17 protein-coding genes, 9 tRNA genes, 1 riboswitch and 1 other annotated feature (1 of these 28 cut by a window edge) are annotated in these 21,581 nt (G+C 45.6%); of the genes, 20 read left to right on the top strand and 6 right to left on the bottom strand.

Annotation, left to right across the window (positions count from 1 at the left end; all coding sequences use genetic code 11):
- From IGK63_RS14510 to IGK63_RS14455, 12 genes are all read left to right on the top strand, one after another.
- Nucleotides 1–74 (top strand) — tRNA-Ser (locus IGK63_RS14510) (it extends 14 nt beyond the left edge of the window).
- A 10-nt stretch (nucleotides 75–84) separates the two neighbouring features.
- Nucleotides 85–156: transfer RNA gene (locus tag IGK63_RS14505), tRNA-Glu, on the top strand.
- Nucleotides 157–168: 12 nt separating this feature from the next.
- Nucleotides 169–258: transfer RNA gene (locus IGK63_RS14500), tRNA-Ser, on the top strand.
- A 66-nt stretch (nucleotides 259–324) separates the two neighbouring features.
- Nucleotides 325–398 (top strand) — tRNA-Met (locus IGK63_RS14495).
- A 39-nt stretch (nucleotides 399–437) separates the two neighbouring features.
- Nucleotides 438–511: transfer RNA gene (locus IGK63_RS14490), tRNA-Asp, on the top strand.
- A gap of 8 nt (nucleotides 512–519) precedes the next feature.
- Nucleotides 520–592: transfer RNA gene (locus IGK63_RS14485), tRNA-Phe, on the top strand.
- Between the two features lie 7 nt (nucleotides 593–599).
- Nucleotides 600–670 (top strand) — tRNA-Gly (locus IGK63_RS14480).
- Between the two features lie 16 nt (nucleotides 671–686).
- A tRNA-Ile gene (locus IGK63_RS14475) sits at nucleotides 687–760 on the top strand.
- Between the two features lie 15 nt (nucleotides 761–775).
- Nucleotides 776–847 (top strand) — tRNA-Glu (locus IGK63_RS14470).
- Nucleotides 848–938: 91 nt separating this feature from the next.
- Nucleotides 939–1,020, top strand: a riboswitch (SMK box riboswitch).
- On the top strand, nucleotides 1,018–2,202 hold the full coding sequence (metK, locus tag IGK63_RS14465; protein WP_005233362.1) for a methionine adenosyltransferase: 1,185 nt from the start codon (nucleotides 1,018–1,020) through the stop codon (nucleotides 2,200–2,202). (Overlaps the previous riboswitch by 3 nt.)
- A gap of 66 nt (nucleotides 2,203–2,268) precedes the next feature.
- Nucleotides 2,269–3,726, top strand: coding sequence for an MDR family MFS transporter (locus IGK63_RS14460; RefSeq protein WP_005233363.1), 1,458 nt, complete (start codon nucleotides 2,269–2,271; stop codon nucleotides 3,724–3,726).
- A 22-nt stretch (nucleotides 3,727–3,748) separates the two neighbouring features.
- Nucleotides 3,749–4,528 carry an alpha/beta hydrolase gene (locus tag IGK63_RS14455; RefSeq protein WP_016613002.1) on the top strand — a complete coding sequence of 260 codons (780 nt, stop codon included), beginning with the start codon at nucleotides 3,749–3,751 and terminating at the stop codon, nucleotides 4,526–4,528.
- 24 nt (nucleotides 4,529–4,552) lie between these two features.
- Here IGK63_RS14455 and IGK63_RS14450 read toward each other — a convergent pair whose 3' ends face one another.
- From IGK63_RS14450 to IGK63_RS14440, 3 genes are read right to left on the bottom strand one after another with little or no spacing between them, the layout of a single operon-like run.
- Nucleotides 4,553–5,131, bottom strand: a complete 579-nt coding sequence (locus IGK63_RS14450; RefSeq protein ID WP_005233365.1) for a tRNA (mnm(5)s(2)U34)-methyltransferase — start codon at nucleotides 5,129–5,131, stop codon at nucleotides 4,553–4,555.
- Entirely contained in the window at nucleotides 5,106–6,089 is a 984-nt protein-coding gene (locus IGK63_RS14445) for a TIGR01212 family radical SAM protein (protein WP_016613000.1), read from the bottom strand. Before IGK63_RS14445 ends, IGK63_RS14450 begins: the two co-directional genes overlap by 26 nt.
- A 14-nt stretch (nucleotides 6,090–6,103) precedes the next feature.
- Complete coding sequence (locus tag IGK63_RS14440; RefSeq protein ID WP_016612999.1) at nucleotides 6,104–6,754, bottom strand: phosphatase PAP2 family protein; 651 nt, start codon at nucleotides 6,752–6,754, stop codon at nucleotides 6,104–6,106.
- 291 nt (nucleotides 6,755–7,045) lie between these two features.
- Here IGK63_RS14440 and IGK63_RS14435 point away from each other — a divergent pair, with 291 nt between their 5' ends.
- Both IGK63_RS14435 and leuS read left to right on the top strand, forming a co-directional pair.
- Nucleotides 7,046–8,746 (top strand): muramidase family protein, encoded by a 1,701-nt coding sequence (locus IGK63_RS14435; protein ID WP_005233372.1) that lies wholly within the window; start codon nucleotides 7,046–7,048, stop codon nucleotides 8,744–8,746.
- A gap of 42 nt (nucleotides 8,747–8,788) precedes the next feature.
- Nucleotides 8,789–9,008: a binding site (T-box leader), on the top strand.
- Between the two features lie 86 nt (nucleotides 9,009–9,094).
- Nucleotides 9,095–11,509, top strand: a complete 2,415-nt coding sequence (gene leuS, locus IGK63_RS14430; protein ID WP_086332729.1) for a leucine--tRNA ligase — start codon at nucleotides 9,095–9,097, stop codon at nucleotides 11,507–11,509.
- A 106-nt stretch (nucleotides 11,510–11,615) separates the two neighbouring features.
- On the opposite strand, the gene IGK63_RS14425 is transcribed toward leuS, so the two are convergent.
- Nucleotides 11,616–11,846 (bottom strand): hypothetical protein, encoded by a 231-nt coding sequence (locus IGK63_RS14425; RefSeq protein ID WP_016612997.1) that lies wholly within the window; start codon nucleotides 11,844–11,846, stop codon nucleotides 11,616–11,618.
- Nucleotides 11,847–12,066: 220 nt separating this feature from the next.
- Here IGK63_RS14425 and IGK63_RS14420 point away from each other — a divergent pair, with 220 nt between their 5' ends.
- Nucleotides 12,067–12,366: a DUF5960 family protein gene (locus tag IGK63_RS14420; protein ID WP_008382014.1), complete on the top strand. Its 300-nt coding sequence runs from the start codon at nucleotides 12,067–12,069 to the stop codon at nucleotides 12,364–12,366.
- Nucleotides 12,367–12,438: 72 nt separating this feature from the next.
- Here IGK63_RS14420 and murE read toward each other — a convergent pair whose 3' ends face one another.
- The gene (gene murE / locus IGK63_RS14415) at nucleotides 12,439–13,959 is read right to left on the bottom strand and encodes a UDP-N-acetylmuramyl-tripeptide synthetase (protein ID WP_086332728.1); all 1,521 of its coding nucleotides are present in this window, start codon (nucleotides 13,957–13,959) and stop codon (nucleotides 12,439–12,441) included.
- A 199-nt stretch (nucleotides 13,960–14,158) separates the two neighbouring features.
- Between murE and IGK63_RS14410 the strand changes: the two genes are divergently transcribed.
- The 3 genes from IGK63_RS14410 (at nucleotide 14,159) to IGK63_RS14400 (ending at nucleotide 17,812) form a co-directional block, all read left to right on the top strand.
- Nucleotides 14,159–15,805: a putative polysaccharide biosynthesis protein gene (locus IGK63_RS14410; protein WP_008382016.1), complete on the top strand. Its 1,647-nt coding sequence runs from the start codon at nucleotides 14,159–14,161 to the stop codon at nucleotides 15,803–15,805.
- 69 nt (nucleotides 15,806–15,874) lie between these two features.
- The gene (locus IGK63_RS14405) at nucleotides 15,875–16,594 is read left to right on the top strand and encodes a pseudouridine synthase (RefSeq protein WP_008382017.1); all 720 of its coding nucleotides are present in this window, start codon (nucleotides 15,875–15,877) and stop codon (nucleotides 16,592–16,594) included.
- A gap of 141 nt (nucleotides 16,595–16,735) precedes the next feature.
- Nucleotides 16,736–17,812, top strand: a complete 1,077-nt coding sequence (locus tag IGK63_RS14400; protein WP_086332727.1) for a peptidoglycan DD-metalloendopeptidase family protein — start codon at nucleotides 16,736–16,738, stop codon at nucleotides 17,810–17,812.
- Nucleotides 17,813–17,908: 96 nt separating this feature from the next.
- On the opposite strand, the gene IGK63_RS14395 is transcribed toward IGK63_RS14400, so the two are convergent.
- Nucleotides 17,909–18,763, bottom strand: coding sequence for an RluA family pseudouridine synthase (locus IGK63_RS14395; protein ID WP_016612991.1), 855 nt, complete (start codon nucleotides 18,761–18,763; stop codon nucleotides 17,909–17,911).
- 191 nt (nucleotides 18,764–18,954) lie between these two features.
- Between IGK63_RS14395 and IGK63_RS14390 the strand changes: the two genes are divergently transcribed.
- Complete coding sequence (locus IGK63_RS14390; RefSeq protein ID WP_016612990.1) at nucleotides 18,955–21,117, top strand: PBP1A family penicillin-binding protein; 2,163 nt, start codon at nucleotides 18,955–18,957, stop codon at nucleotides 21,115–21,117.
- A 70-nt stretch (nucleotides 21,118–21,187) separates the two neighbouring features.
- Nucleotides 21,188–21,529, top strand: coding sequence for a YlbF family regulator (locus tag IGK63_RS14385; protein ID WP_005227708.1), 342 nt, complete (start codon nucleotides 21,188–21,190; stop codon nucleotides 21,527–21,529).
- Nucleotides 21,530–21,581: the final 52 nt, after the last annotated feature.

Raw genomic sequence — 21,581 nt, 5'->3', positions numbered from 1 at the left:
GTGGCTGAAGAGGCGCCCCTGCTAAGGGTGTAGGTCGGGAAACCGGCGCGAGGGTTCAAATCCCTCCTTCTCCGTTTTTTTATTGGTCCGTTGGTCAAGTGGTTAAGACACCGCCCTTTCACGGCGGTAACACGGGTTCGAATCCCGTACGGATCATTTTTTACTTTTGGAGGATTACCCAAGTCCGGCTGAAGGGAACGGTCTTGAAAACCGTCAGGCGGGTAAAACCGTGCAAGGGTTCGAATCCCTTATCCTCCTTAACTGTCTCTTTTGTTGCGAGCAAAAGAATCACAGTCCTTTAATTACTGAAAAGTAATTACTTATCGCGGGATGGAGCAGTCTGGTAGCTCGTCGGGCTCATAACCCGAAGGTCGTAGGTTCAAATCCTGCTCCCGCAATCGCTTTGTTTAACGGCAAAGCAGCAATACAAAGCTTCTGGTTTGGTAGTTCAGTTGGTTAGAATGCCTGCCTGTCACGCAGGAGGTCGCGGGTTCGAGTCCCGTCCAGACCGTTGTTTTTGGCTCGGTAGCTCAGTTGGTAGAGCAATGGATTGAAGCTCCATGTGTCGGCAGTTCGATTCTGTCCCGCGCCATAGGAATGCGGGTGTAGTTTAGTGGTAAAACTACAGCCTTCCAAGCTGTTGTCGCGAGTTCGATTCTCGTCACCCGCTTTGCATTTTTTATTTAGGGCCTATAGCTCAGCTGGTTAGAGCGCACGCCTGATAAGCGTGAGGTCGATGGTTCGAGTCCATTTAGGCCCATTACATTTTCAAACTGGTCCGTTGGTCAAGCGGTTAAGACACCGCCCTTTCACGGCGGTAACACGGGTTCGAATCCCGTACGGATCATGCAAACACTCTTGAGAGTGTTTTTTTATTACCCAAAAATGATCTTTTTTATCATTTTTCAACTACGAAGGGTCAAAATTTGTTATAATCAGTCCGTTGCAAGTTCCCGAAAGGATTCGCAGCTGCGAAGATGCCTTGTAACCGAAACATATATTAGGGGGAATACAAAAATGACAGAGAAACACTTATTTACATCAGAGTCCGTTTCAGAAGGACACCCAGACAAAGTAGCCGACCAAATCAGTGATGCCATCTTAGATGCGTTGCTTGCCGAAGATCCAATGGCACGGGTCGCTTGCGAAACGTCAGTTACCACCGGATTGGTTTTAGTCTTTGGAGAAATTTCTACTTCTGCTTATGTAGATATTCAAAAAGTCGTCCGAGAAACCATAAAAGAAATCGGCTATACACGAGCAAAATTCGGCTTTGACGGCGATACGGTTGCTGTTTTGGTAGCGATCGATGAGCAATCACCAGATATCGCTCAAGGCGTTGACGATGCTTTAGAAAGTCGTGGAGAAACGGATAAAGAAGATATCGGTGCCGGTGACCAAGGCTTGATGTTTGGTTTTGCCGTTGATGAAACACCTGAATTGATGCCTTTACCAATCGCATTGAGTCATCGGTTAGTCCGTCGATTAGCAGAGTTGCGTAAAAACAATGAACTAAGCTACTTGCGTCCAGATGCAAAATCGCAAGTAACTGTTGAGTATGATGATAACGATCAACCACAAAGAGTGGACACCGTCGTTATTAGTACCCAGCATGATGATGCGGCTGATAATGAAACGATCCACCGTGATGTCATTGAAAAAGTGATCAAAGAAGTGATTCCTGCCGATCTTTTAGACGAGCAGACAAAATATTATATTAATCCTACTGGTCGTTTTGTGATCGGCGGTCCTCAAGGGGATGCCGGTTTGACAGGCAGAAAAATCATCGTTGATACTTATGGCGGCTATGCTCGTCATGGTGGCGGTGCGTTTTCTGGAAAAGACGCAACCAAAGTTGACCGTTCAGCCAGCTATGCGGCTCGCTACATTGCCAAAAACATCGTAGCAGCAAAGCTAGCCAAAAAAGTGGAAGTCCAATTAGCCTATGCGATCGGTGTGGCACAGCCCGTTTCGATCAGCATCAACACTTTTGGTACCGGAACCGTCAGCAACGAGCGCTTGATCCAAGCGGTACGAGAAAACTTTGATTTGCGACCAGCAGGAATTATTGAAATGTTAGATTTGCGCCGTCCGATTTATCGTCAGACTGCCGCTTACGGACATTTCGGTCGTACAGATATCGATTTGCCATGGGAACGCACCGACAAGGTGGCGGCACTTTTGGCAAGTGTGAAGGATTAAAAGAGGCGACCTCTATTGATGACTATCAATAGGGGTTCTTTTTTTTGGAGTAAAAGGAGGAGTTACATGCGAACCAATGTAAAATTAGTCACTATTGCGGTCTTTGTCGCAACGTTTATGACCGCGATCGAAGGAACGATCATTACGACAGCGATGCCTACCATCGTTAGTTCATTGAAAGGGATCGAGATCATGAACTGGGTCTTCTCGATCTATCTTTTGACCAGTGCGATGTTGACCCCGATCTACGGCAAGTTTGCCGATAACATCGGCCGCAAACCAGTCTTTCTATTTGGTACGCTGCTGTTTATTATCGGGTCGGCGTTTTGTGGGATGGCCAACACAATGTTGACGTTGATCATTGCCAGAGCGTTGCAAGGATTAGGCGCAGGGGCCATGATGCCCGTTGCCCTAACGATCATTGCGGACCTGTATCCTGTTGAAAAGCGGGCGAAAGTCTTAGGGCTCAATAGTACTGCTTGGGGGATCGCCAGTGTCGTTGGTCCCTTAGCCGGTGGATTGATCGTAGATACGATCGGGTGGCATTGGATCTTCTTTATCAACGTGCCCATCGGATTAGGGTTGATCGCCTTAATTTGGTTTTATTTTCATGAAGAAAAAAAGGCCTTTGCTGCAGTCAACATTGATTATGCAGGCAGTCTCTTGTTGATGTTGACGTTAGTAGGGCTCCTGCTAGGCTTCCAATTGCTAGGAGATTATGGTGTAAGTCTGCCTGTTATCGGTCTGTTCGTTTTTTCTGTCCTCACGTTTATCGGCTTCATTCGTGTGGAGAAAAAAGCAGCAGATCCGATTATTGATCTGAAGCTGTTCCACTCAAAACTATTTGTGGTGGTAAACATCGTAGCAGCTTTGGCTAGCGGCTTCCTGATGGGGATCGATGTTTATATCCCAATGTGGATGCAAGGGGTCTTAGGCATGAGTGCGGGGATTGGCGGGCTTGTGTTGGCACCGTTGTCGATTTTATGGATGATTGGTTCCTTCTTAGCCAGCCGTTGGTTGACACAACACAGTGTCAGTTGGGTCTTGACGGTTAGCTTAGTGATCACGGCTACCGGTGCCTTGTGGTTGTTTTTGACACCGGCACAGACATCATTCTGGTTGTTCTTGGTGATTTCTTCTATTACGGGCGTCGGATTAGGGGCAACGATGGTGGTTTGTACCGTTACTGCCCAAACCAGCGTTGCACCCACCCAAGTCGGCGTGGCGACTTCTTTCAATACGCTGCTGCGAACGATTGGGCAAACCATTATGGTGGCGGTCTTCGGTATCGTTTTAAACACCAGCAATAGCGTGGGCTTGGCACAGGCGCAAGTCACTGACAGCAGTGTCATGAATCAGCTGGTTGATCCAGCCGCCGCGCGTCAGCTGCCAACAGCCTTATTAGGGCAATTACGGGAGATTCTTTATAGCGGTCTACACTGGGTTTTTGGGATCGGTGTTTTACTCATTGTGCTAGCGATTGGTTTGACCCGCACGATTTCGCGAGAATCTGGTACAATATAAAAAAAGGATCGCAGGTGATTGTATGGCTTTTTTACAAGCAAATATCTATTCAAATGTTCTTGAAATGGAGGTAATGATCAATGTGATCTTGCCTCAAAGTACCAAGAAAAAAATCGGCACGCAAAGCCAATCAACGGGCACAGATCTCCCGGTGCTTTATTTATTGCATGGGATGAACGGAAATCATAGTGTCTGGCAGCGACGGACGTCGATCGAGCGATATGCCGCAGAGTATCAACTAGCGGTCATCATGCCGTCTACTGATCTGGGCTGGTATACCGATACGACCTACGAAATGAAGTATTGGACGTTTATCGCCGAAGAATTACCACAAATTTGTCATGAACTGTTTCCTCAACTGACGCAAAAACGAGAAAAAACTTTTGCAGCAGGTCTCTCGATGGGGGGCTATGGGGCAGTAAAACTTGGGCTGCGCAAGCCTGACCAGTTTGCGGCGGTAGCGTCTTTGTCTGGCGCATTAGCGCTGGCTGAAAGCATGGATTCCTTGCTGCAGCTGCGAAGCCAAGCTTATTGGGAAGGAATCTTTGGCCCTTTAGAGCAATTCAAAGGGTCAGAAAATGATTTGATCCATCTGATTGAGACCATCGATCCAAGCACCGCGCCGCGCTTTTTTATTAGCTGCGGAACCGAGGATCAGCTGTATCCGGCAAGTGAATATGCGGTGGATAAGCTGCAAAAACGCAAACTAGCCGTAACGTTTGAATCGGGAACTGGGGATCATGATTGGAATTTTTGGGATCAATGGATCCAACGAGTCCTGCAATGGCTTTTTAGTGAATAAAAAAACCATCAGTCGATCGACACCTTAACGTGCCGAGGACTGATGGTTTTTTCGTTCGATACAAAATAAGATCGGCGGCTGGTTGCGCTGATTGATAAATTGATAGGAAAGGACATTATATTCCTCTTGCGGCAGCTGCTGACAAAAGGAGTGGACTTCTTTCAGCTCTGCTTCGCCGCCAGCGTGTCCATAATAGCAGACGAGGATGATTCTACCTTTCGGGACTAAACGTGTCAGTAAAGCTTCTAAAGCCGTTTTCGTTGTATCAGGCAGCGTGATGATCGCTTTGTCCCCTTTAGGCAAGTAGCCTAAATTGAAAATGGCGGCGTGAACCGGACCACTCACAACATCTGCCAACGTCTCATGGCCTTGATGGATCAGCTGAACTTGCGGCAACAGCTCTTTTTCAGTCAAACGTTTTTTGGTGGCTTGGAGGGCTTGTTCTTGAATATCAAAAGCAAACACCTGACCAGTCGGCCCAACTAAGGAAGCCAGTAATTCCGTGTCAAAGCCGTTGCCCATCGTGGCATCAACAGCGGTATGTCCCGGTTGCACAACTTCTTTTAAAAGGGTGTGGCTATAGCGCATGGCGGTCGGAAGCATTGACAAGCTCCTTTCGCACGTTGAATTTCCCTTGATAGGAGTTGCGGCGTAGCATTTCTTGATCGATCTCATTCAAGACTTCCCATTTTTTCAAACTCCACATTGGACCTACCAGAGAATCCCATGGTGCATCGCCTGTCAAGCGATGAATGATGATCTCTGGGGGGATCATTTCTAACTGATCGCAGATCAATGACACATAGGTATCGCGCCGCATCAATTGCAAACGTCCCTCATGATAATCCCGCAGCATCCGAGTATTGCGCATCAAATGCAGCAGGTGCAGTTTGATGCCTTGGATATCAGAATCTTGAATGGTGCGGCGGACGTTTTCTTGCATCATCTCGATCGTCTCGCCTGGCAGGCCATTGATCAAATGGGTACAGACACGAATATTGTGTTTGCGCAGGCTGGCGACGCCGTCTAAGTAGGTTTGATAATCATGGGCGCGGTTGATGGCATTGCTCGTGGTTTCAAAAGTCGTTTGCAGTCCTAATTCGACCCATAAATAAAAGCGTTGATTGAGCTCTGCCAGATAGTCAACGACATCTGCTGGTAAGCAGTCTGGTCGGGTCCCAATGGAGATGCCGACAACACCAGGTAGTGTCAGTACTTGCTCGAAGCGCTCGCGGATCACTGCCACCGGTGCGTGGGTGTTCGTAAAGTTTTGAAAATAGACAATGTATTTGTCCACTTGTGGCCACTTTTTGTGCATCATGGCGATCTCTTTTTCAAACTGCTCTGGCAGTGGGGCTTCAGGAGCTACGATCATATCGCCAGAACCGGACACACTGCAAAATGTACAGCCGCCTTTGGCAACGGTGCCGTCACGATTGGGGCAGTCGAAGCCCGCATCGATGGGAACTTTAAAGATTTTTTCGCCAAATTCTTGCCGCAAAGCAAAGTTCCATGAATGGTATCGTTTGTTTTTATCTTCTGCATAAGGAAATGGATTCATTTTTTTACCTTCTTTTATAATTGTTTACGCGTGAAGCGCCAGACAAAGCGTTTTTGCAAGTAGTACGGATAGGTCAACAGCAGCCAAGACAGGCCAACACAAAAACCGCCTAACACATCACTGGGGAAATGCACACCAACATAAATACGGCTGATGCCGATGCAGCCAATCAAAAGGCCCAGCAAAAGGCGGATGCCCCATTGCCAAAAAGGCTGCTTGAAGAAAACTGGGACCAAGAAGAGCAAGGTTCCATAAAAAATCATACTGCCCGTCGAGTGTCCACTGGGGAAACTGAAACTTGATTCCGTGACTAAGTGTTCAAGAGTTGGGCGCTCCCGTAAAAAGACCAGTTTGATCAATGGATTAAAGAGCCCAGCAATCCCGATGGTGCCGATACTGAGCCATAGTGCTTCTGCATAATATTTATTGATCACTAAAACGGCTAAAACAGCAAGAAAGAGCAAGATGATCGTGGTAGGATTCGCAAATTTTGTGACCCATAGAAAAAACGGTGTCCAAAATGGATAGCCGGTGCGGATGATGCGAGTCAAGGTTTCGTCAAAGGAGACCAACCAAGTAGGATAAAATTTCACGAGATAGCCGAGAAAAACGAACAGCAGTAAAAAGCAGCTGCCGGCAAATTGAAAATAAAGTTTTTTATGCATGGAAAAGCCTCGTTTCTAGAGAATTTCTGTCCCTTCAAGCAAAGAGACATCTAGAAGGTATTATAGCATTTATCGCAAGACGGAAAAAGCAGGGAACCATTCAGGGAGCATCCCACTGCCAAGGAATATTTTTCGTTGGGTTAAATACAAACTCTTCATTTCAATAAATGTTCGTTTGATTACAAAGAGTTTACAGTTTCTGAAATCGGCTCAAATACCTTTTATAAATTCTTAAGAAATTGTATACTAAACCTACGTTCACTATAAGGAAAAAACGGAGGAATAACGGACATGAACACGAGTCAATCAAGAAAAGTACATCGTCAAGCAGACCAATCGGGCGATAAGTATCGAGTGATCAAAAAAAGTGCAGTTGTTTTAGGAACGACACTGACTGCTTGCTCTGTTGTAGCTCCATTGGTGTCATCGGTTCAAGCAGAAGCCGTAGAGACCTCGATCGCCCAAGTTTCTACTAGCAATTTTGCCGCGCCGAATACTTCCGCATTTATTGCCGAAATCGCTACTTACGCTCAGCCCGTGGCACAAGCCAACGATTTATATGCTTCTGTGATGATCGCACAAGCCATTTTAGAAAGTGGTTGGGGCCGAAGCAGTTTATCAAAAGCACCGAATTATAATCTATTCGGGATCAAAGGCAGCTACAACGGTCAAACCGTTTATATGAGTACTTTGGAGTACTTAAACAATCAATGGTTGACTATGAATGAACCCTTTAAGCGCTACCCATCATACACGCAATCATTCGAAGATAACGCACGTACTTTACGCTCAACCTCTTTACAAAGCGGCGTTTCATATTATTCTGGCGCTTGGAAAAGCAATACGACTTCATATCTTGATGCAACCGCATGGCTAGCAGGCCGCTATGCGACTGCACCCAATTATGCTTCTTCCCTGAATGCAGTGATCCAACAATTTGGTTTGACACAATACGACACACCTGCTTCTGGCAATGCCGGTGGTGGTGCCACAGCTAGCGCATCAACCAATACTACGACTACAACGGCGGCTGTCAGCACGAGCGGCAGTCAAACGTATACAGTCGCTTCGGGCGACTCTGTATGGTCGATCGCTAACAAACATGGCATCTCCATGGACCAGTTGCGCAGCTTGAACAACATCAAAAATGATTTTGTTTATCCAGGGCAAACGTTGAAAGTCAACGGCAGCACCCAAAGCACTTCGGCAACTTCTACGGTATCGATCGTCAATCGTAATACTTCAGCAACTACATCAGGCAATACCTATACCGTAGTTTCTGGTGATTCAGTCTGGTCGATCGCCAATAAACATGGGATCTCAATGGATCAATTCCGCAGTTTGAACAATATCAAAAATGACTTTGTCTACCCAGGACAAAAAGTTGTCGTCAGCGGTGGTTCGTCTACGAATACCAGCAGTACCACGACCGTCAGCACTGCATCAACTGCTAGCCAAAGCAGCGGCGGTACCTATACAGTGGCAGCGGGTGATTCAGTCTGGTCGATCGCCAACAAACATGGGATCTCCATGGATCAATTTCGCAGTTTGAACAATATCAAAAATGATTTTGTCTACCCAGGACAAAAAGTTGTCGTCAGTGGTAGTTCCGCAACGAGTACAAGTACAACAACGAGCACGACCGTCAGCAGCCAAACCAGCAGCAGTGCTGCAGGCAACACCTATACGGTGGCAGCGGGTGATTCAGTCTGGTCAGTTGCCAATAAACACGGGATTTCGATGGACCAATTCCGCAACTGGAACAACATCAAAAATGATTTTATCTATCCAGGACAAAAGGTGGTCGTCAAGCAAGGCGGCACAACAGCTACTACCAGCACTTCAGCGACAAATGGTACTTACAAGGTCGCATCGGGTGATTCCGTTTGGGGGATCGCAGATAAGTTTGGCATCACGACGGATCAATTTATTCAATGGAACAATATTCAAAATAACTTTATTTACCCAGGACAAACAGTTAGGGTAAAATAGATTGCTATTCCTAATGATTTTTGTTAGGATAAGTGCAAAGAAACTTTCACGTTTGAGAAGGAATAGTAGAAGTACGGTGGGACTTTTAGAGAGTGCATGGTTGGTGGAAATGCACAGCACACCTTTCGAACTCGTCTTCGAGTGATATCTGACTGAACCTGATTTGGCTAGGCAGATACGGCGATGGCCGTTAAAACATCGAGGTCTGCTTTTTTGAGGAGCAGATAAACTTAGGTGGTACCACGTTGATAACGTCCTATAAAAATCATAGCGATTTTTATAGGACTTTTTTTAAGTTTTGCTGGTTGATTTGACGAGCAAAGCACCAATTTTTAGGAGGAGTCCATCGTGAATTACAATCACAAAGAAATCGAAAAAAAATGGCAAAAATATTGGGCAAAGAAAAATGAGTTCAACACCCATGATGAGCCGGACAAACCAAAATTTTATGCGCTAGATATGTTCCCATATCCATCCGGACAAGGATTACATGTCGGACATCCAGAAGGCTATACGGCTACGGATATCTTGAGCCGCTTCAAACGCAGCCAAGGGTACAATGTACTGCACCCAATGGGCTGGGATGCCTTTGGTCTGCCTGCCGAACAATATGCACTAGATACAGGAAATGATCCAGCGGAATTTACGAAGAAAAATATTGAGACCTTCCGCCGTCAAATCAATGCGCTAGGGTTCAGCTATGACTGGAATCGTGAAATCAATACGACAGATCCTGAATATTACAAGTGGACCCAATGGATCTTTACCAAGCTTTATGAAAAAGGGTTAGCTTATGAAGCCGAAGTTCCGGTAAATTGGGTACCAGAGCTTGGAACTGTGATCGCCAATGAAGAAGTCATTGACGGCAAGAGCGAACGGGGCGGCTATGATGTGATCCGCAAACCGATGCGCCAATGGATGCTAAAAATCACGGCATATGCTGATCGTTTGTTGGACGATTTAGAAGAAGTTGATTGGCCAGAAAGCATCAAAGAAATGCAACGCAATTGGATCGGACGTTCTGTCGGAGCCAACGTAACGTTTAAAGTGGCAGGGATGGAAAAAGACTTTACCGTCTTTACGACTCGCCCAGATACCTTGTTTGGTGCGACCTACGCTGTATTGGCACCAGAACATGAGCTAGTGGCTCAAATCACTACCCCAGAACAAAAAGCAGCCATTGATGCCTATGTAGAAGAAGCATCGAAAAAATCTGATTTGAACCGAACAGATTTGGCCAAAGAAAAAACCGGTGTCTTCACTGGTGCCTATGCCATCAATCCCGTGAATGGCAAAGAGATCCCGATTTGGATCGCCGATTACGTTTTGGCTTCTTATGGAACAGGTGCGATCATGGCGGTTCCTGCCCATGACGAACGTGACCACGAATTTGCCAAAACATTTGGCTTAGAGATCATTCCTGTATTGGCAGGGGGCAACGTGGAAGAATCTGCCTATACCGAAGATGGACTGCATATCAATTCAGACTTTTTGGATGGGCTAGACAAAGAGACAGCCATCGAAAAAATGGTTGCATGGTTGGAAGAAAATCACGTTGGGAAAAAAGAAGTCAGCTATCGTCTTCGCGATTGGTTGTTCTCTCGTCAACGGTATTGGGGGGAACCAATCCCAATCATCCATTGGGAAGATGGGACGACCACAGCGCTTTCTGAAGATCAGCTGCCGTTGCGTTTGCCAAAAACCGACAATATCAAACCAAGCGGTACCGGTGAATCACCATTAGCCAATGTCACGGATTGGGTCAATGTCACCGATCCAGAAACTGGGAAAAAAGGACGTCGCGAAACCAATACGATGCCGCAGTGGGCTGGAAGCTCATGGTACTTCTTGCGCTTTATTGATCCTCATAATAAGTCTGTTTTGGCAGACTATGATAAATTGAAGCGCTGGATGCCAGTCGATATTTATATCGGTGGCGCGGAGCACGCTGTCTTGCACTTGCTCTATGCTCGCTTCTGGCATAAATTCTTGTATGATATCGGTGTTGTGCCAACGAAAGAACCATTTGAAAAATTGTTTAACCAAGGGATGATCCTTGGGGAAAACAATGAAAAAATGTCGAAATCCCGCGGCAATGTCGTTAATCCTGATGATGTCGTCAACCAGTACGGTGCGGATACTTTGCGTCTATATGAAATGTTCATGGGCCCACTGGATGCATCGATTGCCTGGAATGAGAATGGCCTCGAAGGCAGTCGCAAATTCTTGGATCGTGTGTGGCGCTTGATCGTCGATGAAAATGGCAAAATGCGCGACCGCATCACGACATTCAACGATGGCAAATTGTCGAAAGTTTACCATCAAACAGTTAAGAAAGTGACGGAAGATTATGAGCAGCTGCATTTCAATACGGCGATTTCCCAATTGATGGTCTTCGTCAATGAAGCCTATAAAGCCGATGCCTTGCCTTACGAATATGTCGAAGGATTTTTGCAGCTATTGGCTCCGATCGCACCGCATATCGGGGAAGAGCTCTGGTCGATCCTCGGAAATGACAATGGGATCTCTTATGTGCCATGGCCAACCTATGACGAAAGTGCCCTAGTGGAAGATGAGATCGAAGTCGTCTTTCAAGTCAACGGCAAAGTTCGTGCCAAAGCAATGGTTCCAGCAGACGCGGAAAAAGCAGTGCTTGAACAATTGGCCCAAGAAAACGAACTTGTCCAAGAACAGCTCCAAGGAAAAACGATCCGCAAAGTGATCGTCGTACCCAATAAATTGGTCAATATCGTTGCAAACTAAACGCTAAAAAAGTAGCTGCCTAACAGGTCAATGGTCTGTTAGGCAGCTTTTTGGTAGCGACAAAGAAAAAAAGTGTTACTGAGTGGTTCTCAGCAACACTTTTTTGTTATTTTTTGCGAATGATACCATAGAACAAAGTGGCTGTTGCGACCAATGGAATCAAGATCACTAGTAGAAAGCCGTTTGGATACGTAGCGCGAGTGAAAATTTCTGATGAAGCATCACTTCCGCCAAATAGATGATTGGAAATCATGAACTGAGCCATCATAGCAACGATTGCGACAAAACCAATTGCAGCACCAGTACCGACGAATAATTTTTTCTTTGCGTTGTTCATTACATTTGCCCCTTTTATAGTCTCTATGTACCATTATACAAAATTTGGATACGTGTTCAATCTGATTTTGTCAAATAATTGATTCGTAATACACTTGAAATATTTCTGACATATTTAAGCGCTAAAAAAGCCAAATTTCCGCTTGTTAGCGATCATATTATTCGCTGATCCTCACAGACTCTCGTATAATAAAGAAAGAGAAAAGAAAGAGGGGACGTACATGGAGTATCAATCATTTGAAGGCCAAACGGCTTTTTTTGAAGATTATGCACGGATTGCCAAACCTGGCTATGAAGAAGAGGCAGTCACTGCCGATGTCTTGGAACAGTTGAATCAACAATTAACAGAAGAAGAGCTGTTTTACCGTTTAGCAGCCGAAGATGCCAAAGAAGGGCAAGTCTTTTTGTTTCCTTTCAGCAAGCGAATGTTTACCGAAGACCTTGACGCTGCCATTTCAACAGAATTCCGTTATGATGGCGCACCCTATGTCTATGAGACTTACGAAGACGAACAACCTTAATCACGCAGGAAAAAAGCTTTCAGATGATTTAATGGATCATCTGAAAGCTTTTTTTGTTGAGAAAACTTGTTGCTATTGGTGCTTGGCTTGCTGCTGCGCTAAGGTCAAGTCACCGATGTAAGGGACTTTTTTTCCAGCGACTTTCAAGTATTGTTCGGCGCCTTTGCCCGCAATAATCACGATATCACGACCGTCTGCTTCAGCGATCGCCAATTTGACGGCTTGAGCCCGATCCATCTCATGAATGATGGCAACTTCAGGATTGGTGATAGCATCTGCAATTTCTTTTGCGATCGCAGCTGCTTCTTCAAAATCAGGATCATCGCTGGTCAGGTAGACTTTGTCCGCATATTCTCCTAGCGCTCGTCCCATATCTGCTCGGCGAGATTGGGCTTTTCCGCCAGCACTGCCAGTGACAAAAAGCAGGCGACCATCTGGGCGTAATTGACGGGCAAGTTCACTTAATGATTGGAAGCTCAGGTAATTGTGGGCATAGTCAACGATCATGACGGCGCCATTTTCTTTTTCTAAAACGATCATTCGTCCAGGGATGATCACTGTCGGCAGGACTTTCTGAGCGTCCTCACGAGAGGCACCCGCTAAGCAGGCAGCCAAAATCGCCGCTGCGGCATTCTCATGGTTGAAAGAACCTAAGATCCCCAGTTGATATTCACCAGAGACTTGCAAGACATCAGAAGCAGCTGTCAGGGCAAAACTCTTTAGGTCCATTCCTTCTTGGACGACATAATCGGCGTCTGAACGTCCGTAGGTGATATAAGGAACTTGATGGACTTCACAAGTTTCTCGCAGCAAGTGGTAGTGATCGCTTTGACGATTTAAAATCATTTGTTTGCTGTTGCGGATCAGTTCCCGTTTGCAGTAAAGGTAATCATCATAAGTCGGGTGTTCCACCGGTCCAATGTGATCAGGCGAAATATTCAAGAACGCGCCAATATCAAAGGTAATACCGGCGACCCGTTTGGTTTTATACGCTTGAGAAGAAACTTCCATTACAAGATGGGTCATGCCGTTTGCAACAGCCTCAGCCATCATTTTATAAAGATCCAGTGTTTCGGGAGTCGTCAACACTGCTTCATTAAAGGTTTTTCCATCGACTGAGTTTTCCTCCGATGAAAAGAATGCTACTTTTTGACCCGTCGATTCTGCTAAAATCGCCCGAGCAAAATAGGCGCAGCTGGTTTTGCCTTTTGTGCCAGTGATGCCGATGGTCACTAGCTGTTCTTGCGGGTTACCATAAAACGCTTGAGCGATCACTGCCATCGTTTCTCGAATGTCCGTAACAATGATCCCGTAGGTTGCGAAGTTGTCATAAGGTGTTTCTGAAATGTAGCACTGAATGCCTTGATCAATGGCGGCGGCCAGGTAGCTTTCTTTAAAAGAAGCCCCTTTACAGAAAAAAAGCGTTGCCGCATTGGCCGTTCGCGAGTCGTAACTTAAGGAGGTAAAGGCAATATCAGTCATTTCTTGCGGCACGGTATAAACCCAATCAGTGGGGGTGATGATTTCTTTTAATAGGTTTTCCTGCAATAAGAGTTTGCGGATCTGTGGCACGGTAATGAGTTCCTTTTGCATCGTTGTTCTCCTTCATTCCTCTAAAGATTTCTCTTATTATAGCATAACTCCTAAAAACCGCCGTTTAGGAGGGAAAAGTTTTCTTTTTTTTCTTCTTATTTTGAAGAAACTTTAAGATGTTGCAAAAATAGATTGCGACCAACTCTTTTTCGAATTAAAATGGAAGGGATATGTTTGTAGAAAGTTGGAGATAATGGCGATGGATAATCACATGCGTTCAGTGTCAAAAGAATTAACTACACAAGAAAAAATGGCTCAAGGATCTGCTTGGATGACAATGGGCAATATCGGTTCACGTTTGCTTGGCGCCATTTACATTTTACCTTGGTATTATTGGATGGGGGCAAATGCCGATAAAGCAAATGCGTTATTTGGGATGGGCTATAATGTTTACGCCTTATTTTTAATGATCTCAACTGCTGGGATCCCATCGGCAATTGCCAAGCAGATTTCTTTTTATAATTCTCGCCAAGAATACCGCACTAGCCAGAAGCTCTTTTTAAGGGCCTTCCAATTGATGGCAGGCTTTGGCGTGGTGACCGCCGGAATCATGTATTTGGCAGCCCCATGGTTGGCAACGGCTTCAGGAGGTGGGGAAGAATTGATTCCTGCAATGCGCTCATTGAGCATTGCACTATTGGTCTTTCCTTGTATGAGTGTTATGCGAGGATACTTCCAAGGAAACCAAGACATGAAACCTTTTGCGATCTCGCAAGTTGTCGAACAAATCGCCCGCGTCTGCTATATGCTTTTGGCGACCTTCATCATTATGCGGGTTATCGAAGGCGAATACACGGCGGCTGTGACGCAATCGACCTTTGCCGCCTTTATCGGTGTCTTAGCCAGTATTTTGGTTTTAGGCTATTACTTCCAAAAGCAACGGGTGCGGATGGACGTCTTAGTCGATATGAGCAAAGAAGAAACCGTGTTGCAAACCAAAGAATTGGTTTTAGCGACCATCAAAGAAGCGATCCCTTTTATTATCGTTGGTTCTGGGATCACGATTTTAAAATTGGTGGATCAATACACCTTTGTGCGGATCATGAGTAGTTTTACTGAATTTTCAAATGATCAGCTCTTAGAATTAATGGCGATCTTCGGTAGCAACCCTGATAAGTTGACGATGGTGGTTATCGGATTAGCTACTTCCATGGCTTCAACAGGCTTGCCTTTGATCAGTGAAGCAGTCGCCAAAAAAGACAAAAAGAACTTAGCTAAATTGATCAGCAACAACTTACAATTGTATTCCTTTGTAATGTTCCCAGCGACCTTTGGGATGATCGTGCTGTCTTATCCCTTATACACCTTGTTTTATCGTCCAGATGCGTTAGGAGCGAGCGTTTTAGTCGCTGCCTGTCTGTCTGGTCTGGTCTTGGGCTTGTTTATGCTTAGTTCTAGTATGCTGCAAGGAATGTACCACAACAAAGAAGCCGTTGTTTTCTTCTTTGTAGGGTTGCTGGTGAAGTTGATCCTGCAGTATCCAGCGATTCGGTTGTTCCAAGTTTATGGCCCATTAGTTTCCACGACGATTGCTTTAGGGATCGTCTGCTGGCTGAACATTCGCAAGATGATTCGCAAAGGCCATTTCAATGTAAACTTAACGTTGCGACGGACGTTATTGATTGGCGCGATGACGATCATTATGGTGATCGCAGCGTTGATCGCCCGCCAACTCTTTGGTCTCATCTTTAGCTCTGAAAGAAAAGTCCAAGCCTTTATCTTGAGCTTGCTAGTAGCAGGAGTCGGTGGCAGTGTGTACATCTACATTGCGCTGAAATTGCGTTTAGCTGAAAAACTACTCGGCTCATCAATGGTTCGTTTACGCCAGAAATTACACATCAAATAAAACTAGAAGCAGCCGCTGAGCCTCCTTTGTGAGACCTTGGCGGCTGTTTTATATGAAAGGAAGAAACCGATGCGTTTAGACAAGTTTTTAGCGGATATGGGTTATGGCTCCCGCAAAGAAGTGAAACAGTTGATCAAAAAAGGTCTCGTGACCGTCAATGGACAAGTCATCAAGAGTGACAAAGCGCAAGTACTAGAAACACAAGATACCGTTTGTTTTGAGGGGGAACCCATCGTCTATCAAAGCCAGTTTTATTATTTGCTGAATAAACCCGCTGGAGTGATTTCGGCAACCGTCGATTCCTATGAAGAGACGGTCTTAGATTTGTTTTCTGAAGAAGCGTTTCGCGAAGATTTGTTTCCAGTAGGACGGTTGGATAAAGACACCGAAGGCTTTTTGCTGATTACGAACGATGGCGGATTGGCGCATCAATTATTGTCGCCTAAGAAGCATGTGGAAAAAGAATATTATGCCCAAGTCGAGGGAATCATGACAGCGGAGGATCAAAAAACCTTTGCCAAAGGCATCAAATTAGACGGCGAGTGGACCTTGCCGGCTGAACTGCAGATCCTCAACGTCGATGAAGACGAAACGCGCAGCGAAATCAAACTGATCCTCCATGAAGGCAAGTTTCATCAAGTCAAACGGATGGTCCATGCAGTAGGAAAAGAAGTCGTTTATTTGAAACGGATTCGCATGGGAGGCCTGTCCCTGCCAGATGATTTGGCATTAGGCGAGTATCGGGAATTGACTCCTGAGGAATTGGCGAAGCTGCAAGAGCGAGGATAAGACGATCGGCGAGCTAAAGAAATTCTTATGAAAGTTGTTATTCGGCTGCAATATTTGTAAAAAAAGCCCGTTTTATAGGTGATTTACATGAAAGTTTGCAACAATAGACTTTAAACTGTTGGAAAAACCCTCTTTTTTTTCATGAATAAGCATGTTAAAGTAGCCAAGCTACTAAAAAAAGAAGGAGTTACCTCATTGAAGAAAAAGATTTTTTTATTGCTCGCCCTTACGTTGCCGCTTTTCCAGCCAGCTATCAGTTATGCTGCTGAAACCAAGAGCAGCGAGGAACTGACGGTTTTGACCACAGAACTAGCCTCTTATGAAGACGAAGTCACCACCAGCCAACAGAAAGTCACAGCGTTGGAAAGTCAATTAGCGGATTATCAGGAAGAATTAAGCCAATTGGCAGAAGAAAGCAAGGAAGTTCAAACGCAGATCACTGCACTGAATGATCAAAAAGCCCAGCACCAAGGAAGCCAAGCGCAAAGCAGTCTGGTAGTCGATGGACCGCAAGCCACGATCCAGCAACTACGCAAGTTTAGTGAACAACAAGCGGCTTTACGGGAAGTGAACCAACAATTGGCGGAAAAAGAAGCCGAACAACAACGAATCACTTCGTACCAAACCTTGACGCAAGCCCAATTAGTACATAGCGAAGAACAATTAGCAACAGCCAAAAAAGAATTGCAGTCCCAACAAGAGCAGCTGCAGCAGACGCAAGCCCAAGTGCAAGACCTACAAGAAAAAGTGGAGCAAGAAGCAAAAGCAGCTGAAGAAGCGAAACAAAAAGCCAAAGAAGCAGCGGAGAAAGCGGCAGCCAGTGAATTTTCACTGCCAATCACTGGCTCCGTGTCGATCTCCAGCGGTTTTGGTACTCGAGCAGACCCGACTGGTTTTTCAGGGACGCAGCATGACGGGATCGACTTCACAGGTCAAGCGGGGGAGAAGATCGTCGCCGCTCGTGATGGACAGGTAGAAGATGCTGGCTATGGCCCAAGCACTGGAAATTACGTGATTTTGGCTCACGATAATGGCTTTTACTCGTATTATTTTCATTTAACAGCTGTCAGTGTCTCAAAGGGGGCGACCGTTGCAGTCGGCGACCAAGTCGGTACGATGGGGACGACTGGAAATTCGACAGGCGTCCATCTGCACTTTGGACTGAGTAAGACGATGTGGTCAGATTTCGTTGATCCAGCAGCTTACTTACCGCTATAAACCAAAATACCAAGTAGAAGCATGGAGAAAATCATCTGAAACCAAAAAGCATGACTGACAAGAGGGATTCCTCAAGTCGTCATGCTTTTTGGTTGCTTACCACAAGCCCGGTTGAGCGATGATCACTAACTGTTCTTTGGTAAAAGGATGCTCTAGATGCAATTCGTAGCCATGCAGCAGCAAACGTGGCGCTGATTTGTTTTGGTAAAGCGGGTCGCCAACGACTGGATGACCGATGCTGGCAAGGTGGACGCGAATTTGGTGGGTCCTACCAGTTTCTAACACACAATACACATTGGTTGTCTTTTGTTGGGCGTGGGCGATGGTTACATGGGTGACGGCTGACTGACCGTTGCGGGAGTCAATGATCCGCTTGCGACGATCGTGACGGTCACGACCGATTTTTTTGGCGATCGTTTGATCTTGCGTAAGTTTCCCCAAAACAGTGGCTTGATAGCGACGGAAAATCTGTTTGTTTTCCAGCATTCGGCCCAAGATCGGCAACACCAAAGGATTTTTTGCAAATAAAACCACACCGCTGGTTTCTTTGTCTAGACGATGGACCACATAAGGCTGCTGCTGTTTCGGCGCAAGGTAAGCAGCTGCATCATTCAACAGAGTATCGGCTTCTAATGGCTGATTGGGGTGCGTCTTGACCCCGGCAGGCTTGTTCAGCACCAATAAGTGTTCATCTTCAAAAAGTACGTCGACTTTGTCCGCTTGGCCTAACTGGATCGGCTGGTAGCTGTAATCACTGTCTTCAATGATCAAAGTGATTTGATCGCCGCCACGAACTTCTTGATGAAACATCGCGGGCTGCTGATTGACGGCCACATTTTTCCGTGTGCGCAGAAAATGGCGCACTTTTCGTGGAACGAGCCACTCCTGTTCCAACAAATCGCGAAGCGGCATGGGCGGGTGATTTTCGGGTAAAGTCATGGTGTATTCCATAATAACGTCCTTTCTTTGCTATTCGCTACCGACTATTATAGCATCTTTAAGCTTTTCTTATAAAAAAAACAATAAAAAACAGAGTATTCAATGCTAGAATAATAAAGCATTCTTTTCGAATGAAATTACGTCTAGAGCCGTATAACAAAGAAAGTCATTTATGCTACACTTAACCAAAGGAGCGTGAAGTAATGGATTGGAAACACATCCTTCACAAAATAAAGACCGGTTGGCTGACCTTTTGGCGCTGGTTAAAACCGTATTTGCAGCAATTTCATCAATGGCGCAAGCGGGTTTGGAAAAAATACCACGTAAATAAAATTTTTATTTTACTTAGTTTAGTTGCTATCTTAATCATGAGCGGGTATTTATTTTATATCGCCAAAAATACGAAAGTCAGTGAATTAGAGTCAGGTCTGAAAGAATCGACGGTGATTTTTGATGCCAATGGTGATGAAGCAGGGCAGTTGTACTCGCAAAAAGGCACGTACGTTTCTCTTGATGCCATCTCCAGTGATGTGGTTAACGCTTTGATCTCAACTGAAGACCGCAACTTCTATAATCACCACGGGTTTGATATCAAAGGGATCGCTCGGGCAGCCCTACGTCTGCTGGTCAACCGCAGTGCCGAAGGCGGTGGGGGAAGTACCATCACCCAGCAGCTTGCTAAAAATGCCTATCTGTCCTTGGATCAAACCTTTAGTCGAAAAGCCAAGGAGCTTTTCTTAGCGATCGAGATCGAGAAGAAATATTCTAAAGATGAGATTTTAGAAATGTATTTGAACAGTTCCTATTTCGGCAACGGGGTTTGGGGCATTCAAGATGCCTCGCTAAAATATTTCGGTGTCAATGCTTCTGAACTAAGCGTGGGAGAAGCTGCGACGTTGGTGGGGATGCTCAAAGGTCCTTCGATCTATAACCCGATCGACAATCTGGAAAACGCCACGAACCGTCGCGACACCGTCTTGAGTTTGATGGTGGATAACGGCAAGTTGGACCAGTCCGTTGCTGACCAAGAATCACAAGTTGCCTTAGCCAATTTACTTTATGATGGATTTGGCAATTCAGAATCTGGCTATAAGTATCCTTATTATTTCGATGCGGTCATCGACGAAGCCGAATCCTATGGGTTGGACGCCGATGATGTCATGAATCGCGGCTACAAGATCTATACAGCCCTGGATCAAAACTACCAAGCACAAATGGAAGCTGCCTATAAAAACGATGCCTTGTTCCCTGAAAATGCCGCTGATGGCACGATGGTGCAATCTGGCTCTGTCGCACTTGATCCGAATACCGGTGGGGTGCAAGCGGTGGTGGGTCGTCGTGGTGAGCACGTCTTTAGAGGATTTAATTTTGCCACGCAAATGAAACGTTCACCAGGTTCCACGATCAAACCGATCAGCGTCTTCGCCCCTGCCCTAGAAGCTGGGTTTGAACCGGACAGTGTCTTGAAAGACGAGCCCCTTGATTTTTATGATGCTCAAAACTTTGACGGGACCTATGCTGGCGAAGCAGTCATGTACCAAGCCCTCGCCCAAAGTTTGAATCTGCCAGCAGTTTGGCTGCTGCATGAGATCGGCTTAGATCGCGGGTATAGCAAAGCACAAGAATTCGGTCTTTCCTTGACCGAAGCCGACAAATATTATGGCTTAGCATTAGGTGGTTTGGAAAAAGGGGAATCTCCAATGACGATGGCAGCAGCGTATGGCGTTTTCGCTAATGGCGGGTATTACTACAAACCGCATTTGATCACCAAAATAGTTGATTCAACTGGTGCCGTGATCGTTGACAATACGTCTGTGCAAGGCAAACGCGTGGTTTCTAAAGAGACCGCTGATAAAATGACGAGCATGATGCTAGGAACCTTCTCTAACGGGACGGGGGTTAGTGCTAGTCCGTACGGCTTTACGATCGCCGGTAAGACGGGTACGACAGAGACCAACTTTGATGCTTCTAAGGTCAATGACCAATGGATCGTCGGCTATACTCCTGATATGGTTCTGTCAACCTGGCTAGGATTTGAACATGTGAGTGAAGATCATTACTTAACGGGAACTAGCGGACAAGTTGTTGGGAAAATATTTAAAGCAGAGGCCGAAAGCTTACTGCCTTATAGTCAAGGCACCCAATTCCAAGTTGCAGACGCTTATTGGACAGGCGGAAAATTAATGGCAGCCGATGAGGTACCAGATCCTGATAGCAGTACGTCACAAAATAGCAATGATTGGCAACAAACCATCGATGACTTTGCCGAAAGCGCCAAAGAAGGTATGAAGGAATTCGGCAGCAAGATCAAAGAAGGAACGAAAGAATTGTTTGGCGGCTTGTGGAATTCCATTAGTGGAAATTAAAGGAATTAGGCAACTGCTAGTCTAGAACCTGAGAAGAATGGTATACTAGAAAAAAAGAGGAGGCGTCAAAATGGCAAATATTTATGATACAGCAAACCAATTAGAACGTGAATTACGGGAGTCAGAACAATTTCAAGATCTGAAAGGTTCTTTCGACCGTTTGAAAGCAAATGAAGAAGCGTACGCGTTATTCAAAGAGTTTCAAGAGTTGCAACAAAGCCTGCAACAAAAAATGATGGCTGGCGAAGAAATGACGGAAGAAGAAGCGCAAAAAGCCCAAGAATTATCGCAAAAAATTCAACAAGACGGCATCGTTTCTGACTTGATGCAAAAAGAGCAAGCCTTCAGTTTAGTGGCCAATGACTTGAACCGCATCATCATGGGTCCTGTAAGAGATCTATACGAAGCGTAATCGCCAACAAACAAAGACCAAAGAAGCAAGTGAAACTTCAGAGAAATCGGCT

The organism is Enterococcus sp. AZ040, from assembly GCF_050499185.1.
GTDB lineage: Bacteria > Bacillota > Bacilli > Lactobacillales > Enterococcaceae > Enterococcus_D > Enterococcus_D entomosocium.
The sequence above is the reverse complement of the archived record's forward strand: the minus strand, read 5'-3'. Positions and strand labels throughout refer to the sequence as shown.